The 14770-nt window shown below is 65.0% G+C and carries 18 protein-coding genes, 1 tRNA gene and 1 pseudogene; 12 read left to right on the forward strand and 8 right to left on the reverse strand.

The window, feature by feature from the left end:
* Positions 1 to 215 precede the first annotated feature (215 nt).
* Positions 216 to 383 (forward strand): annotated as a pseudogene (locus tag LK535_RS16990) (DUF2155 domain-containing protein); the annotation flags it as partial.
* A gap of 35 nt (positions 384 to 418) precedes the next feature.
* Here the strand turns inward: LK535_RS16990 and aat are convergent.
* Together aat and LK535_RS08295 are read right to left on the reverse strand one after the other, a co-directional pair.
* Positions 419 to 1156 (reverse strand): leucyl/phenylalanyl-tRNA--protein transferase, encoded by a 738-nt coding sequence (gene aat / locus LK535_RS08290; RefSeq protein ID WP_265334114.1) that lies wholly within the window; start codon positions 1154 to 1156, stop codon positions 419 to 421.
* Between the two features lie 66 nt (positions 1157 to 1222).
* On the reverse strand, positions 1223 to 1603 hold the full coding sequence (locus LK535_RS08295; RefSeq protein ID WP_227771423.1) for a hypothetical protein: 381 nt from the start codon (positions 1601 to 1603) through the stop codon (positions 1223 to 1225).
* Positions 1604 to 1973: 370 nt separating this feature from the next.
* Here LK535_RS08295 and radA point away from each other — a divergent pair, with 370 nt between their 5' ends.
* From radA to LK535_RS08320, 5 genes are all read left to right on the forward strand, one after another.
* Positions 1974 to 3347, forward strand: a complete 1374-nt coding sequence (gene radA, locus LK535_RS08300) for a DNA repair protein RadA (RefSeq protein WP_227771424.1) — start codon at positions 1974 to 1976, stop codon at positions 3345 to 3347.
* A 186-nt stretch (positions 3348 to 3533) separates the two neighbouring features.
* Positions 3534 to 4088: a CvpA family protein gene (locus LK535_RS08305; protein WP_227771425.1), complete on the forward strand. Its 555-nt coding sequence runs from the start codon at positions 3534 to 3536 to the stop codon at positions 4086 to 4088.
* Positions 4085 to 4522 carry an iron-sulfur cluster assembly scaffold protein gene (locus tag LK535_RS08310; protein WP_227771426.1) on the forward strand — a complete coding sequence of 146 codons (438 nt, stop codon included), beginning with the start codon at positions 4085 to 4087 and terminating at the stop codon, positions 4520 to 4522. Before LK535_RS08305 ends, LK535_RS08310 begins: the two co-directional genes overlap by 4 nt.
* The gene (locus LK535_RS08315; protein ID WP_227771427.1) at positions 4522 to 6279 is read left to right on the forward strand and encodes a cation:proton antiporter; all 1758 of its coding nucleotides are present in this window, start codon (positions 4522 to 4524) and stop codon (positions 6277 to 6279) included. Before LK535_RS08310 ends, LK535_RS08315 begins: the two co-directional genes overlap by 1 nt.
* Positions 6276 to 6608 (forward strand): DUF423 domain-containing protein, encoded by a 333-nt coding sequence (locus tag LK535_RS08320; protein WP_227771428.1) that lies wholly within the window; start codon positions 6276 to 6278, stop codon positions 6606 to 6608. The genes LK535_RS08315 and LK535_RS08320 overlap by 4 nt, the downstream gene beginning before the upstream one ends.
* 21 nt (positions 6609 to 6629) lie before the next feature.
* Here the strand turns inward: LK535_RS08320 and LK535_RS08325 are convergent, their stop codons facing one another.
* The 3 genes from LK535_RS08325 to LK535_RS08335 are packed head-to-tail and all read right to left on the reverse strand — an operon-like array spanning position 6630 to position 8430.
* Complete coding sequence (locus LK535_RS08325; protein WP_227771429.1) at positions 6630 to 6770, reverse strand: DUF2256 domain-containing protein; 141 nt, start codon at positions 6768 to 6770, stop codon at positions 6630 to 6632.
* Positions 6770 to 7870, reverse strand: a complete 1101-nt coding sequence (aroB, locus tag LK535_RS08330) for a 3-dehydroquinate synthase (RefSeq protein WP_227771430.1) — start codon at positions 7868 to 7870, stop codon at positions 6770 to 6772. Before aroB ends, LK535_RS08325 begins: the two co-directional genes overlap by 1 nt.
* Positions 7867 to 8430: a shikimate kinase gene (locus tag LK535_RS08335; protein ID WP_227771431.1), complete on the reverse strand. Its 564-nt coding sequence runs from the start codon at positions 8428 to 8430 to the stop codon at positions 7867 to 7869. The genes aroB and LK535_RS08335 overlap by 4 nt, the downstream gene beginning before the upstream one ends.
* Positions 8431 to 8528: 98 nt before the next feature.
* On the opposite strand from LK535_RS08335, the gene LK535_RS08340 reads away from it, so the two are divergent.
* From LK535_RS08340 to LK535_RS08355, 4 genes are read left to right on the forward strand one after another with little or no spacing between them, the layout of a single operon-like run.
* Positions 8529 to 8666 carry a hypothetical protein gene (locus LK535_RS08340; protein WP_169716265.1) on the forward strand — a complete coding sequence of 46 codons (138 nt, stop codon included), beginning with the start codon at positions 8529 to 8531 and terminating at the stop codon, positions 8664 to 8666.
* Positions 8647 to 10410, forward strand: a complete 1764-nt coding sequence (locus tag LK535_RS08345) for a hypothetical protein (RefSeq protein WP_227771432.1) — start codon at positions 8647 to 8649, stop codon at positions 10408 to 10410. Before LK535_RS08340 ends, LK535_RS08345 begins: the two co-directional genes overlap by 20 nt.
* A gap of 2 nt (positions 10411 to 10412) precedes the next feature.
* Positions 10413 to 11312 (forward strand): tyrosine-type recombinase/integrase, encoded by a 900-nt coding sequence (locus tag LK535_RS08350; RefSeq protein ID WP_227771578.1) that lies wholly within the window; start codon positions 10413 to 10415, stop codon positions 11310 to 11312.
* Between the two features lie 9 nt (positions 11313 to 11321).
* Positions 11322 to 12275 carry an acetyl-CoA carboxylase carboxyltransferase subunit alpha gene (locus LK535_RS08355; RefSeq protein WP_227771433.1) on the forward strand — a complete coding sequence of 318 codons (954 nt, stop codon included), beginning with the start codon at positions 11322 to 11324 and terminating at the stop codon, positions 12273 to 12275.
* A gap of 75 nt (positions 12276 to 12350) precedes the next feature.
* Here the strand turns inward: LK535_RS08355 and LK535_RS08360 are convergent, their stop codons facing one another.
* Both LK535_RS08360 and LK535_RS08365 read right to left on the reverse strand, forming a co-directional pair.
* Positions 12351 to 12524, reverse strand: coding sequence for a Flp family type IVb pilin (locus tag LK535_RS08360; RefSeq protein WP_227771434.1), 174 nt, complete (start codon positions 12522 to 12524; stop codon positions 12351 to 12353).
* A gap of 119 nt (positions 12525 to 12643) precedes the next feature.
* A complete protein-coding gene (locus LK535_RS08365; RefSeq protein ID WP_227771435.1) occupies positions 12644 to 12847 on the reverse strand; it encodes a Flp family type IVb pilin in 204 nt (67 codons plus the stop codon).
* A 40-nt stretch (positions 12848 to 12887) separates the two neighbouring features.
* Here LK535_RS08365 and LK535_RS08370 point away from each other — a divergent pair, with 40 nt between their 5' ends.
* Positions 12888 to 13349, forward strand: coding sequence for a (deoxy)nucleoside triphosphate pyrophosphohydrolase (locus LK535_RS08370; RefSeq protein ID WP_227771436.1), 462 nt, complete (start codon positions 12888 to 12890; stop codon positions 13347 to 13349).
* Positions 13350 to 13875: 526 nt separating this feature from the next.
* Here the strand turns inward: LK535_RS08370 and LK535_RS08375 are convergent.
* Positions 13876 to 13949, reverse strand: a tRNA-Cys gene (locus tag LK535_RS08375).
* A gap of 145 nt (positions 13950 to 14094) precedes the next feature.
* On the opposite strand from LK535_RS08375, the gene LK535_RS08380 reads away from it, so the two are divergent.
* Positions 14095 to 14763 carry a protein-L-isoaspartate O-methyltransferase family protein gene (locus LK535_RS08380; RefSeq protein ID WP_227771437.1) on the forward strand — a complete coding sequence of 223 codons (669 nt, stop codon included), beginning with the start codon at positions 14095 to 14097 and terminating at the stop codon, positions 14761 to 14763.
* The last annotated feature ends 7 nt before the right edge of the window (positions 14764 to 14770 follow it).

The raw sequence follows: 14770 nt of genomic DNA on the forward strand, positions 1-14770 counted from the left end.
GGCAAGGCGCGCGCTGGATCAGTGATGGGGGCAGTGACGCACGGCCCGCGACCAGCCAGCAGGTTCCGGACGCTGCGGAGCAGGATGCGCCGTCGGACGTGGTCACGGTGGAGGGCGATGCGGCGCCGGTGGACGCCGGCAGCACGCCAATGGCGCAGCGTAGCGCAGTGATCGGCCTCCTCAACAAGCGCAATGGTGTGAGCCGGGATCTGACGATGAAGCCGGGGCAGGCGCTGCGCATCGGTGACACGATCGTGCGCCTGCGTGCTTGTGAGCGCACTGCCCCTTGGGAGCAGGAGCAGCTGACCGGCGCGTTTCTACAGCTGGACGTTCGTGGCAGCGACGAGAAGTGGCGCCGCGCCTTCTCCGGTTGGCTGTACAAGGAGCGTCCGGCGCTCAACGTCGTGCAGCACCCGATCTACGACGTGTGGCCCAAGAGCTGCACGATGTCCTTCCCGGATAAGGGCCCGGACACCGACGTCCTGGCCTCCCCCTCAACGGCGCGGAAATCCGCGGCCGCCGGCAGCCAGGACGCCGCGCCAGCGGCGGAAGGGCCAAGCACCTCCGCCAGCGCATCGCCCAGCAACACCATGTAATCCTCCCGGTCGATCTCGATGGCGCCAAGCGAGGCGAGGTGATCGGTCATGAATTGGCAGTCGAGCAGCGTGTAACCGCCATACCGCAGCCGGGCGACCAGCGCCGCGAGCGCCGCCTTGGACGCGTCGCGCGTCCGGCTCACCATGCTTTCGCCGAAGAATGCCCGTCCGATTGCGAGGCCATACAGCCCGCCGACCAACTGATTGCCTTCCCAACATTCGATGGAATGTGCGAAGCCGGCGGCGTGCAGTTCCAGGAAGACCTGCTCGATCGACGGGTTGATCCACGTCTCGGGCCGATCGGTTGCTGCTTCGGCGCACAGCGCGATGATGGAGTCGAACGCCGTATCCGCCGTTAGCCGGAATCGTTCGGAGCGAAGCGTTTTGCGCAGCGAGCGCGAGAGATGAAAACCGTCCAGCGGCAGGATCGCCCGTCGCCGCGGCTCCACCCAATATACGCCGGGCGCATCGCGTGCGTCCGCCATCGGAAATACGCCGACGGCATAGGCGCCCAGCACGGAGGCTGGGTCAAGCACGTCGTGGGAAGGGTAGCGCGTCATGGCTGGCGCGCATGATAGGTAGCTGCCGCCGCACCTGCCAAGGCGCGACGGCGAAAATGAACAAAGTTATTCGTGGCAGGAAAGCGTGCCCTTGCCGGGCTGCTCGATCTTCACGTTCGCGGTATCGCCGGTCAGCTTCCAGCCGCCCTCCGCGGTCAGCGGCTCGCCAGCATTCGCCGCAGTGAGCGTCGTCGGCGTGCCGCCCTTCTCGGTGCGGACAACCGCCTGCTTGTCGCCTTCGAAGAAGGTGACATAGACGAGGCTGTTGTCGCCGCAGCGCATCGTCTTGTCCGCCTTGATGGCAGGCGGCAGTTCGACAGTACCGGCGTTCGCGAGTTCCGCAGCCATGGGATCCGGATTGGAGTCGAGAACCTCGGGCTCCGAATTGGAATTACAAGCAGCGAGCGCGAGGAGCGCCGCGGCGGCAAAGGGGAAGGGGCTCTTCATAGCGGCTCGCGACTTCGCCGATGCAACATGGAGCGTCAAGGCAGGGGAGTCCCAAGACGTTATTTTATTGCAGTATCGCTGCCCTGAAACAGGCAAGAACGTCGTCGAAGCGCTGCGAAGCGAGCGAAAGCCTCCGGCCGAGCCGGTGCGGACCGCGACTCGCTGATCATCGCCTTGATGGGCCGGACGGGTGCGCACGCCTCGGCACAGAGCTGAGCCACTACCTTATTCTGTCACGCACCCCCTGGCAGAGGGCGGGATTGTTCCCCAGTTGTTCTTGCAGTAGGCGAAGAGGTGCGGGGCTGTGCGGGTGCGATGGATGCGCTGACCTGCCGCGGCCGGGTCGCCGCGCGCGCATTAGGGATCGAAGATGGCGAAGCCGCAGAAACGATATGTCTGCCAGTCCTGTGGCTCCGTTGCCTCACGATGGCAGGGGCAGTGCGTGGACTGTTCCGAATGGAACACGCTGGTGGAGGAAGCGCCGACCATCGTCACGCCGTTTCAGGCCAAGCACAATCTGCAGGGCGGCGGCCGCGCCGTGGCGATGATGGCGCTGGACGCCGAGGTGCCGCTGCCCGCGCGCATGCCCAGCGGCATCGCCGAACTCGACCGCGCACTCGGCGGCGGCTTCGTGGAGGCAAGCGCCACGCTGATCGGCGGCGATCCTGGCATCGGCAAGTCCACGCTGCTCCTGCAGGCCGCAGCGCGCATGGCGCTGGGCGGAGCGGACGTCGCCTATATCTCGGGCGAGGAGGCGGCCGATCAGGTCCGCCTGCGTGCCCGGCGGCTGGGATTGGGCGAGGCCCCGGTACGACTCGCCTCTGCAACCTCGGTCCGCGACATTCTGACGACGCTGGGCGCTGGCAAGCCGCCCGCGCTGCTGGTCATCGACTCGATCCAGACCATGCACTCGGACCTGATCGAGGGCGCGCCCGGCACGGTGAGCCAGGTGCGCGCATCGGCGCAGGAGTTGATCCGCTTCGCCAAGGAGCGGGGAACCGCGCTGGTGCTGGTCGGGCACGTCACCAAGGACGGCACGATCGCCGGCCCGCGCGTGCTCGAGCATATGGTCGATACGGTGCTCAGCTTCGAGGGCGAGCGCAGCCACCAATATCGCATCCTGCGTGCGATCAAGAACCGCTTCGGCGGCACCGACGAGATCGGCGTCTTCGCCATGCAGGCCGAAGGGCTGGCGGAGGTTGCCAACCCCTCGTCGCTGTTCCTGACCCAGCGTGATGAGAGCGTAACGGGAACCGTCGTGTTCCCGGCACTGGAAGGCACCCGGCCGGTCCTGGTCGAGATCCAAGCGCTGGTGGTTCGCCTCGCCAGCGGCGCCACCCCACGGCGGGCGGTGGTCGGCTGGGACAGTGGTCGGCTCGCCATGATCCTGGCGGTACTGGAGGCCCGCTGCGGGCTCAGCTTTTCGTCGGCCGAGGTCTATCTCAATGTCGCTGGTGGCTACCGGGTTCAGGATCCTGCCGCGGATCTGGCGGTGGCGGCGGCGCTGGTCTCGGCGCTCTCCGAACGCCCGGTGCCGACCGACGCCATTGCTTTTGGCGAGATCGCGCTGTCGGGCGAGGTGCGAAGCGTTGCTCATGGCGCCTTGCGGCTGAAGGAGGCGGCGAAGCTGGGCTTTGGCCAGGCGCTGGTGCCGGCGGCGATGACCGGCGAGAAGGGCGCATTGCGGCTGGCCGGCTTCCCCACGCTCGGGCGCTTGGTGGATCACCTCCTCGGGCGCGGCTGATCTGTTGCCGGACGGGCGTTGGCGTCCGCGACTGACGTTACGTGCCGCGTCGCTAGCCTGTCATGAGGACCTGCTTTGTGGCGGCGTGGATGTTCGCCAGCAATACCGTTCGGCCAAGCGGCGCTTTGCGCGACGTTGGTTGCGGCCCTGTTCTCATCGTCACCATCATCGCCTAGATCGGCAACAATGAACCTCAACGGACTTGATATCGCGGTGCTGACCGTCGTCGCGGGCAGTGCGCTTCTCGGCCTGAAGCGCGGCTTTGTGACGGAGGTGCTGGCGCTCTTCGCCTGGGTGGCGATGATCTTCGCGGTAAAGCTCTTTCACCTGCCGCTGTCGAAAGCGCTCGCCGCACCGATCGGAACCGCTTCCGGCGCCGCGGTGCTGGCATTCGTACTGTTGTGCGGCGTGACCTATGTCCTGGGTCGGATGGTGGCCCGTGCACTCGGAGAACGGGTGCGCAAATCCGTCCTGGGGCCGGTGGATCGGGCGCTCGGGTTCGGCTTCGGTGCGTTGAAGGGGTTGATCATCGCCAGCTTGGCGTTCCTCCTTATCGTCCTGGTGCTGGATACGATCGGTGGTGGCCCGACACGGCGCCCGGCGTGGATCAAGGAAGCGCGTACCTATCCGCTGCTCAACGTCACCAGCAATGCCATCGCCGATTTCGTCGACCGCCGACGCCGGGGACAGCCAGTGTTCGGTCACGGTGCCCCACCCATCAATGGAGGGCAGTCAGGATGAACGACACGCTCTACAATGACGCTATCCTGAAGCTCGCCACGGACAATCCCATTGATGAGCGGCTCATCGACCCGCAAGGTACGAGCGAGCGGCGTTCGCCGATCTGCGGCAGCCGGGTCACCGTCGACGTCAATCTCGGACCGGATGGCCGGGTGAGTGAGGCGGGCATGCTGGTTCGCGCCTGCGCCCTTGGGCAGGCATCCTCGTCGTTGCTTGCTGCCAATGTTATCGGTCGCACGCCTGCGGAACTGGCGGTGGCTCGCGACGCGCTCACGGCCTGGTTGGCGCGCGAGGGGGAACTGCCGGATTGGCCGGGGCTAGACGTGCTGACACCGGCGCTTGGCTATCATGCCCGCCACGCGTCGATCCGATTGGCGTTTGAGGCTGCCGCTGAAGCCGCCGAGCGGGCGCAAGATCCGACAAAGGGGGACTGATGGAGCACGCCGCTACGGGATCGCTGCTGCGCGATGGAGTGATCCTGCTTGGCGCAGGGCTCGCTTTCGTGCTGCTCTTCCGGCGTCTTGGCCTGGGTGCAACGCTCGGATTTCTCGTCGCCGGCGCCGTCGTCGGCCCGCAAGTGCTGGGACTGGTCGGTGACGCCGAATCGAAGCTTGGCGTTGCGGAACTCGGCATTACCTTGCTGCTGTTCGTGGTCGGGCTGGAACTCAATCCCACCCGGCTCTGGCGGCTGAAGCAGGACATTTTCGGGCTTGGTCTGCTTCAGGTCGCGGCATGTGGCGTCGCGATCACCGCCATCATCGCGATCTTCGCGCACTTCTCGGTTCCGGCCGCGCTTGCGCTTGGATTGCCACTCGCGCTGTCCTCCACGGCGCAGGTGTTGCCGATGCTGCAATCCTCCGGCCGGCTGCGGACGCCGTTCGGTGAGCGCGCCTTCTCGATCCTGTTGTTCCAGGATCTGTCGATCATTCCCCTTATCACCATCATTGCCGCGATGAGCCGCAATCCGGCTGATGCCGCCGGTCCGCCGGGATGGATTCTGGTACTCTATACCTTCGCGGCGGTCGCTGGGCTGATCGCAGCCGGGCGCTTCATCCTGCGGCCCTTGTTCCGGGGCATCGGCAACATGGGTGAGCGGGAAATGTTCGTCTTTGCCGCGCTTTTCACCGTGATCGCCAGCGCGGCGCTGATGGAGGCGCTTGGCCTATCGACCGCATTAGGCGCGTTTGTCGCAGGCGTGATGCTGGCCGACAGCCCGTATCGGCACGAGCTTGAGGCGGATGTCGATCCCTTTCGCTCGATCCTGCTCGGCCTGTTCTTTCTCACGATCGGCATGATGCTGAACCTGGAAGCGATCGCGGAGCGCCCGCTGTTCGTCCTTTCCATGGCGCTGGCGCTGATCGGCACGAAGACCTTGGTGATCTTCCTCATCGGCCTTGCGTTCCGGATGACGTGGCGTTCCGCGCTCGCGCTCGGTGTGTTGCTCAGTCAGGGCGGCGAGTTCGGGTTCGTGCTGTTTGCGCAGGCGACCAACGCATATCTGATCGCGCCCGATGCGGCCTCGCTTTTCGGAGCGATCATCACCCTGTCGATGGCGACCACGCCTTTCCTGATGTCGCTCACCCGGCGGTTCCGCGAGGAGCCAATCGTGAAGGGCGAGCGGGACGGCCCGGTCGCTGACGGGGCCAATGCGGTGATCGTCGGCTATGGTCGTTTCGGCCAGACGGTCGGGCAGATGCTGCTCGCCCAGAACATTCCGGTGACGCTGATCGATACCGATATCGAGATGATCGACATCGCCGCAGAATTCGGGGCGAAGGTCTATTATGGCGATGGCACCCGCCTTGATCTGCTGCGTCAGGCTGGCGCGGCAGAGGCCGAAATGATCCTGTTCTGCGCCGATGGTGAACAGGTGACGGCCGAGGTGGTCGAATCCGTTCATGAGGCATTCCCCAATGCGGCCATCTACGTGCGGGCGTTCGACCGACGCGGGCTGATCCGGCTGAAGAACGGGCCTGCCCGGCTGGTGGTGCGCGAGGTTCTAGAATCCGCAGTGAAGATGGCGCGTGCGGCGATGGAAGGGCTTGGCATCGATCGTGCCGACATCGATCGTGCCGAGGACATGTACCGCGCCCGCGACAAGGAACGCTTGCGCATTCAGCTGGAAGCGAACGATGTCCGCGCCGCTCGCGCCCTGGTGGCGGAGCAGCAGCCCTGGGGGAATGATCGATGAACTGGCTGATGATGTTGGCGGCGCTGTCCGGCGCGCTTGCGGTGGGCGCCGGTGCCTTCGGTGCCCATGGCGCCAGCGGGCAGGCCGCGGAATGGTTGCGCACCGGCGGGCAATATCAGCTGATACATGCAGTGGCGGTGCTGGTCGCGCTCAGGCTCGATGCGCGCGGGCCCGCATGGCTGTTCCTCGCCGGTAGTGCCGTGTTCGCGGGGACGTTGTACCTGATGGCGATGGGTGCGCCGCGCTGGCTGGGCGCGATCACGCCGATCGGCGGAACGCTGTTGATCGCCGGCTGGCTGTGGCTCGCCTGGATGGCGGCACGCGGCTAGGCAAACGGCGACCCTTTCAGCCTAGCGTTTCCGGCGGCAGGCGTCGGAGCAGTAGACCACATCTTCCCACACCCGCGCCCACTTCTTGCGCCACGTGAATGGCCGTTGGCAGACCGGGCAGGTCTTGGTTGGCAGGTCGCGTTTGGCGACGCCGTTGGGCATCAGTGCGGCTGGATGGCGAGGAAGCTGCGCACGTCCTCCAGCGAGACCTGCTTGTCGAGATAGGTCTGGCCGATCCCACGGGCGAGGAGAAACGGGATCTGCCCGCCGCTAGCCTTCTTGTCGTGGCGCATGTGTTCCACCAGCTGCTCTGCCGACGCCGTGATCCCTGCGGCTGCCAGGCCATTGGGCAGGCCAACTGCTTGCCAATGCGCGGCCACCCGCACTGCATCCTGCATTGGGCACAGGCCATGCGCGGCGGAAAAGCCGAACGCCAGCGCACATCCCGCCGCGACCGCCTCGCCATGAAGCAGCCGATCGGAAAAACCTGCTTCCGCTTCCAGTGCGTGACCAAAGGTGTGACCGAGATTGAGGAGCGCGCGCCGACCGATCGTTTCGAATTCATCTTCGCCGACGATCCGGGCCTTGGCACGAACGGAATGCGCAATGGCGTAGGTGCGCGCCTCCGCGTCGCCAGCAAGGAGCGCCGCGCCATGTTCCTCGCACCAGCTGAAAAAGTCGGCATCGTCGATCAGCCCATATTTCACGACTTCCGCATAACCCGCGCGCAGCTCACGCACTGGCAGGGTGTCGAGAACACTAGGGTCGATCAGCACCACCTTCGGCTGGTGAAATGCGCCGATCAGGTTTTTGCCGGCGCGCGCATTGATGCCCGTCTTGCCGCCGACGGACGAGTCGACCTGCGACAGCAAGGTAGTCGGTATCTGCACGAAGCCGCAGCCGCGCTTGAGGATCGCCGTGGCGAAGCCGACGAGATCGCCGATCACCCCGCCGCCCAGCGCAATCACATGATCTCCGCGCTCGACGCCAAGTTCCAGCAGGCGGTCGGTCAGGCTTTCCAGAGTGGCCCAGCTTTTCGACTTTTCACCCGCCGGGATGATGATCGTCTCGCTCTGGATTCCCGCAGCATCCAAAGAGGAGCGCAGCCTTTGCAGATGAGGCGCGACATTGGCGTCCGCGACGATCGGCATCGGCCGCCCGCGAGAGAGCGGCGCCAAGATGTCGCCGGCGCGCCCCAGCAGCCCAGCCTCAATCATTACGTCGTAGCTGCGCTCACCCAGCGCTACTGGAACAATCGTCATGAGGCCCCGTAACCAATGGCTTCCAGAATGGCACGTACCGTTGCCTCATGCGGCGCATTGTTGCTGGGCACGCGAATATGCGCCTGCGCGTAAAGCGGATTGCGAACAGCCGCGAGCTCCCGGAGCACGGTGGCCGGATCCTTTCCCCGCAGCAGCGGGCGGGTGTCACGGCGGCGAACCCGTTCCACCAGCACATCTATATCGGCGTCGAGCCAGATCGCGAGCGCGTCTGACAGAATGAGGGCGCGGGTCGCATCGTTGACGAAAGCGCCGCCGCCCGTTGCGATGACCTTCGGCCGGCCATCGATCAGCCGCTGGATCACCCGCCGTTCCCCGTCCCGGAAATAGGGCTCGCCGAACTGCGCAAAGATGTCCGCGATAGACATGCCGGCAGCTTCTTCGATCTCGTTATCGGCGTCGACAAACGGCAAGCCGAGCCGATGGGCCAGCCGTTTTCCGACGGTGGACTTGCCCACGCCCATCAGCCCGACGAGCACAATCGGCTCGCGCTGCCAGCGGCTTTTGCGATTGCGGGTCGGCGGGGTGGGGCTTTGCAACATTGGTCCGCCGGCTATACAGCGCGTCAGCGCCCGGGGCACAAGGCTCGGCGATTTTGGTTTACAAGCGCGGGTTCGCTCGCGCCGTGCAGGGTTGGAACATGTCCCGGTTGATCGTCACGCTTGTGGTGCTGTTGGTCGTCGTGGTCGGCGCGTTGTTCTTCCTCGCAGGTAGTGCGACGGAGCAGCCCACGACACAGGTCGAAAAGGCGGTCGAGCTTGGCAACCTCGCGAGCTAGGTTGATCGCGGCGCTCGCCGCCGCCGCTTCCCTGGCCGCTGCTGCGGTCGCCCAGAACTCCCAGGCACCCGAATCACTGTTGCCGCCCGGCTTCGGTGAACCCGTTGCGCCGCCACCAGTTGCTCAGCCCAACGGCGCTGTGGTTCAGCCACTGCCAAGCGCACCGCTCGAGCTACCCGACGTCGAACCGTCGCCCACGCCGACTCCGACGCCTACGCCACCGAGCGAGGAAGAGCTGGCGCAGTATGAAATGCCCGTGTTTGCGCGGCGCTCGCTTGCGCTCGTCGGGCGGATCGGACTGGCGGATGGTGGCTTGCCGGCCAACGCCTTCGGCGCGGCAGATGGCGGTTTCCTGCAGGGCCTGATGCGGCGGCTTTCGGCGCCGCTGCCTTCGCGGTGGCTGTCCATTTCGCTGCGCCGCGCGCTGCTGTCGCGCGTCAACACCCCTGACGGGCTGCACGGCGCTGACTTTGCCGCCGAGCGCGCCTGGCTGCTGCTGCGCATGGGCGAGTCGGTCGCTGCGCGGAGCGTGTTGCAGAGCGTCGACACGGCCAACGCTACCCCGAAATACCGCCAGGTCGCCATGCAGGCGATGCTCGCCACTGCCGATCCCGCCGGTCTGTGCCCGCTTGCAGATGGCGCAGGGAACAGTGAGCGCGGCTGGATCCTTGCACGGGCGATGTGCGCTGCACTCGGCAATGCCGAAGGTGGCGCGAAGCCGCTGATCGACGCCGCTCGGCGCCAGCGGGTGGCCAGCGGGATCGATCTGGCGCTCGCGCAGAAGGTCATTGGCGCCGGGCTGAATAGCCGGCAAGCCGTGACGATCGAATGGGACTCGGTGGTTCAGCTGACTGCCTGGCGGTTCGGTCTCGCGACCGCCACTGGCGTGCCGATCTCGGACGAGCTGTATCAGACCGTCGGGCCGCAGGTCACCGGATGGCGCGCGCTGGCACCGGCAATTCCGATCGCCGACCGGGCGCGCGCTGCGGAAACCGCCGCGGCGATGGGGGTGATCTCCAATGCGGCGCTGGTCGATCTTTATGCCGCCCTGGACGCGGGCGAAGATACGCCCGCTGCGCTTGGCGCGATCGCCTCGGACCTTCGCTCCGCCTATGTCGGCGCAGATGTCGCAACGCGGCTGCGCGCCCTGACCCAACTCTGGGACGGGGGTGAGACACCGCAGGCCCGCTATGCGCGATTAATCCTGACAGCGCGCGCGGCAGCCCGGATTCGCCCGGCCAACGGAAAGGCTGAGGCTGATCGGATCGTGGCAGCGATGCTTTCCGCCGGGCTGGATCGCACCGCGCAACGCTGGCGCGGCCAGGTTGAAGAAGGCGGCGACGCTTGGGCTTTGCTCGAACTTTCTGATCCGGACGCGCGGACACGGTTGTCGTATAACGCAGTCGCTTCCTACTCCGGCAGCGGCGACGCTGCGTTGAAGCGGAAGGTTCTTTTCGCCGGGCTTGCGGGACTGGGCCGTCTTTCCGCGCAAGAGATCGAAAGCGGTGCGGAGGCGCTTGAGGTGCCTATCGGGGCAGCGAACAGCTGGACGCGCGCCCTTGATCGCGCCGTCAGCGAACGGCAGCCGGCGACGGTACTGCTGCTGGCCGGCATCGGTATGCAGACGCAGAGGTGGAGCACTCTTCCGCCCGCCGCGCTCTATCGCATTGTTGCAGCATTGCGCGCGGTTGGGCTTGGTGGCGAGGCGCGAATGATCGCTGCCGAGGCGCTGTCGCGCGTTTGACCATGTTGGGCGATGCTGCCCTGATCGAGCGCTTCCTAGAGATGATGTCGGCGCAGGCCGGCGCCGCGCGCAACACGGTCAATGCTTACCGCAGCGATCTCCTGCTGGCGTCGCGGGAGCTTGAAGGCAAGCTCGCTTGCGCCGACGGTGCGGCGGTCGCCCGGCTCGGCGAGGAATGGGCAGGCCTTGCGCGGGCAACCGTTGCGCGCAAGTCAGCGGCGCTCAGGCGATTTTTCGCCTTTCTCTTCGACGAAGGGCTCCGGTCGGACGATCCGGGTCAGGCGCTGCCGAAGCCGGGAACAAGGCGTTCGCTGCCAAAGACGCTCAGTCATGATGATGTGGCGCGACTGTTCGGCGTGGCCGCGGCGCGGCTCGATCGCGATCCGAAGCTGCCGGCGGATGTTCGCAATTCGGCGCTCCTGGAGCTCTTATATGGCTCGGGTCTCCGCGCGACGGAGCTGGTGTCCTTGCCGCGTAACGCCATCCACCCTGACCGCCCTTTTCTGATTCTCAAGGGAAAGGGCGGGAAGGAGCGGCTGGTACCGATCTCCGACCGGGCTCGGGCGGCGGTGGCAGCCTGGCGCGACCTTGTCGGTGCCGACTCACTTCACCTGTTCCCGTCGGGCAAAGCGCACATTTCGCGCGTGAGATTGTTCCAGATCATCCGTGCGATGGGTGCAGAAGCGGGCATCCCGCCTGACAGGATCAGTCCTCACGTTCTTCGTCACGCGTTTGCGACCCACTTGCTGGAGGGCGGTGCGGATCTGCGTGCTCTGCAGGCGATGCTGGGTCATGCCGACATCGCGACCACCGAAATCTACACTCATGTGGACCGCGCGAGGCTGATCACGCTCGTCAATGAGCGCCACCCGCTCGTTGACGCGGCCAAGCCGCGCGCCTAGCTGCGCACGATGCCGACATTTCTCGATTTCGAAAAGCCGATCGCAGAACTCCAGGCGCGGATCGACGAGCTACGTGAAACTGGCGCAGAGGGCGGCGTGGACATCGCGGCCGAGGTCGCCAAGCTTCAGGCGAAGTCCGACCGCATGTTGCGCGATACCTTCGCCAAGCTGACTCCCTGGCAGAAGACTCAGGTCGCACGGCATCCGGAACGGCCGCACTTCAAACACTATGTCGCTGGCCTCTTCGATGAGTTCGTGCCGCTGGCCGGTGACCGTGCCTTCGGGGACGATCAGGCAATTCTTGGCGGCTTCGCCACGTTCCGCGGCAAGCGCGTGCTCGTCATGGGGCACGAGAAGGGCGATGATACCGCCACCCGACTGCGCCACAATTTCGGCATGGGTAAGCCGGAAGGGTATCGTAAGGCAGTGCGCTTGATGTCACTTGCGGATCGTTTCGGCCTGCCGATCGTGACCCTGGTGGATACGTCAGGCGCCTTTCCGGGCCTGCAGGCGGAAGAACGCGGCCAGGCGGAGGCGATTGCCCGGTCGACCGAGGCATGTCTTGCGGCCGGCGTCCCGCTGGTTTCTGCCGTGGTGGGTGAGGGCGGTTCCGGAGGCGCGATCGCGCTGGCCAGTGGCAACCGCGTGCTGATGTTCGAACACGCCGTTTATTCCGTGATCTCGCCGGAGGGTTGCGCCTCCATCCTGTGGCGGACGGCAGAGAAGGCTGCTGAGGCAGCGGAGGCCATGAAGGTCACGGCGCAGGATCTGAAGGCGCTTGGCGTGATCGATACCATCGTGGCCGAGCCGCTGGGTGGGGCGCACCGTAGCCCGTCTGCTGCCATCGGCGCGTTGGGCGACGCGATCGAAGGCGCGTTGAACGAGCTCGTTCCGCTGGATGCGGATACGTTGCGGCGTCAACGGCGAGAGAAGTTCCTCGCGATGGGGCGCGCGCTCAGCTGATAAAACAAAAGGCGGCGAGCAGGTGCTCGCCGCCTTTGAATGCAGTACCGGGTCAACGCCCGATCCCGGCTGACCTCAACGGGTCGTGGTGTTCATCTTGGTCGAAACCGTGGTGAACGTGGTCGAGAGCTGGTTGCCCAGCGTGCCCATCGCCGTGATGGCGGCTACTGCGATCAGCGCGGCGATCAGGCCGTACTCGATAGCCGTGGCGCCCTTGGAGTCCTTGATAAATGCGCGCATCTTCTGCATGTTCGATCTCCGATATTGAAAGCTTCAGTCACCCGACCGGCTAAGGTGATCCCCGCTCCGGTATTCACGTCAATTACAGACGCGGGTTGAAAAACATTTAAAGTCGGACCCATGTGGCTTCAGCGGGCATGAACCACTCGCTCACTGACGTTGTTCCACATGGTGACGGTAATGTCTGCCACGCCGCTGAAGCTCGCCATGGTGGCAATCACGATCAACGCGGCAATTAATCCATATTCAACTGCCGTGGCCCCGCGTCGGCTGCGCCATAGCCTTCGCCATGTTGCAAGCACGGGTTTGATCAAGGCAGGGGCTCGGTCCATGTCAGGCTTGATCGCACGACAGGCTTAACGAAAGGTCGACATGACCACTGGCGAAATGACGAAATTGCCGCTGTTTCTAGTAGTTGCAGCGGCGCTGGTGGATCGTGGCGGAAAGGTCTTCGTTCAGCAGCGCCCAATCGCCAAGCAGCATGGTGGGCTGTGGGAGTTTCCCGGCGGCAAGGTTGAACCCGGGGAAGCACCAGAAGCCGCCCTCGCGCGTGAATTGCACGAGGAGCTTGGCATCGCGGTGTCCACGAGCGCCTTGCAACCGCTGTCCTTCGCTACTGTCTCGTCAGATGATCGTAACCTCGTACTGTTGCTCTATTGCGTTCACGAATGGACCGGCACGCCTTGCGCGATTGCCGCGGCGAGTGCCCGCTGGGTTGCGATCGAGGCGCTACGCGAACTGGACATGCCGCCCGCTGATTTGCCGTTGGTCGACGCGCTCGCCCAGGGGCGCGCCGCTGGCGCATCTCAGGTGGTGATTCGCGGCGGCTGTTGATTTGACCTGCCCTGGCGGTTGTCCCGGCTCGAATGAGGAAGCGCCGCACTTCGGCCTCGCCCGCGGGGTCATCTTCGTTCGGTCGCGAAGTAAACGAGCGCTGCGGCGACTAGAACATCATACATGCTCCGGCGCCGCCAAGTAGAAAAATCAGAACCAACCAATGGTGTGAGCGAACAAGCCATTGGGAGTCGCCACCCATATCACGCATGATGCCCTCCATCATTGTGGCGTGTCTGACTGCGACGCCACTGCCTGGACATCAATTACCAGCGATCTGCGGCCGTCGCGCGACAGATGCCCCCAAATCGGCGCGAATAGCGCGATGAAGGCGTCGCTTTACATATTCTGCTGTAGATCGCCAGAATAGAGGAGTCATCGATTGGCCCAGATCTCTGGGGCAACCAGACGAGGAAGGAACGCAGAGAAGTTGCCGCTCGACCAGGTGCTTGATTGGGACGACTGCCGTTTGCGTGGCTTCATTGACTCGCTGGTCAGCGGGGCATGCCCAAGTCGCCGTCGAAGTTGGAGGCCCGACCGGGAATCGAACCCGGGTGCAAGGATTTGCAGTCCTCTGCGTCACCACTCCGCCATCGGGCCTCGATGAGAGCGAGGGCGGGCAGATGCGGCGGCGGAGCGTGCGTGTCAAGTTTCTACGTTGGCGGCACTGTCTGGTCGCGATAAAGCGCCACTCTGGATCACAAGTGTATTGCCAGAATAAAACAGTCGTGCGACAGGTGAGAAGATGACGATGACCATGGAACGCCAACCGGATTTTGTCGCCATGCGCACCGCGATGGTGGCGAGCCAGCTTCGCACGAATGCGGTTTCGGATGCGCGCGTGGTTGCAGTCATGGCGAACGTCCCGCGCGAGCGGTTCGTGCCGGGAGAAATGGCGCCCTTCGCCTATCGCGACGATCTGATCGCGCTGGGCGGCGGGCGATCGCTGAACCTGCCGATCGCCACGGGCCGTTTGTTGACCGAAGCGCGCTTGCTGCCGAGCGATCATGTTCTGCTGATCGGCGCGGCGAGTGGCTACACGGCCGCATTGCTGGGCGAACTGGTGGCATCGGTCGTTGCGGTGGAGGTCGATCCGGCGCTTGTTGCACAGGCGCGGACGAACCTTGGCGCGAGTGAGCGAATCACCATCGTCGAGGCGCCGCTTGAGCTCGGTCATTCCGAGCGGGCGCCCTATGATGTGATGATCGTCGATGGCGCCATAGAGCAGTACCCGGAGCAGTTGGTGGCGCAGGTGCGGCCTGGCGGCCGTATCCTTGGCGGCATCCTCGACAATGGCGTTACGCGGCTGGCATCCGGTCGGAAGAGCGAGGGCGGTTTTGCGATGATCGACTTCGCCGATGTTGATTGCTGTCGATTGCCGGGCTTCGCCAAGCCAGCCCGCTTCACCTTCTGAAAAGAGC

The organism is Sphingomonas sp. IC4-52, from assembly GCF_020707225.1.
Classification (GTDB): domain Bacteria; phylum Pseudomonadota; class Alphaproteobacteria; order Sphingomonadales; family Sphingomonadaceae; genus Sphingomonas.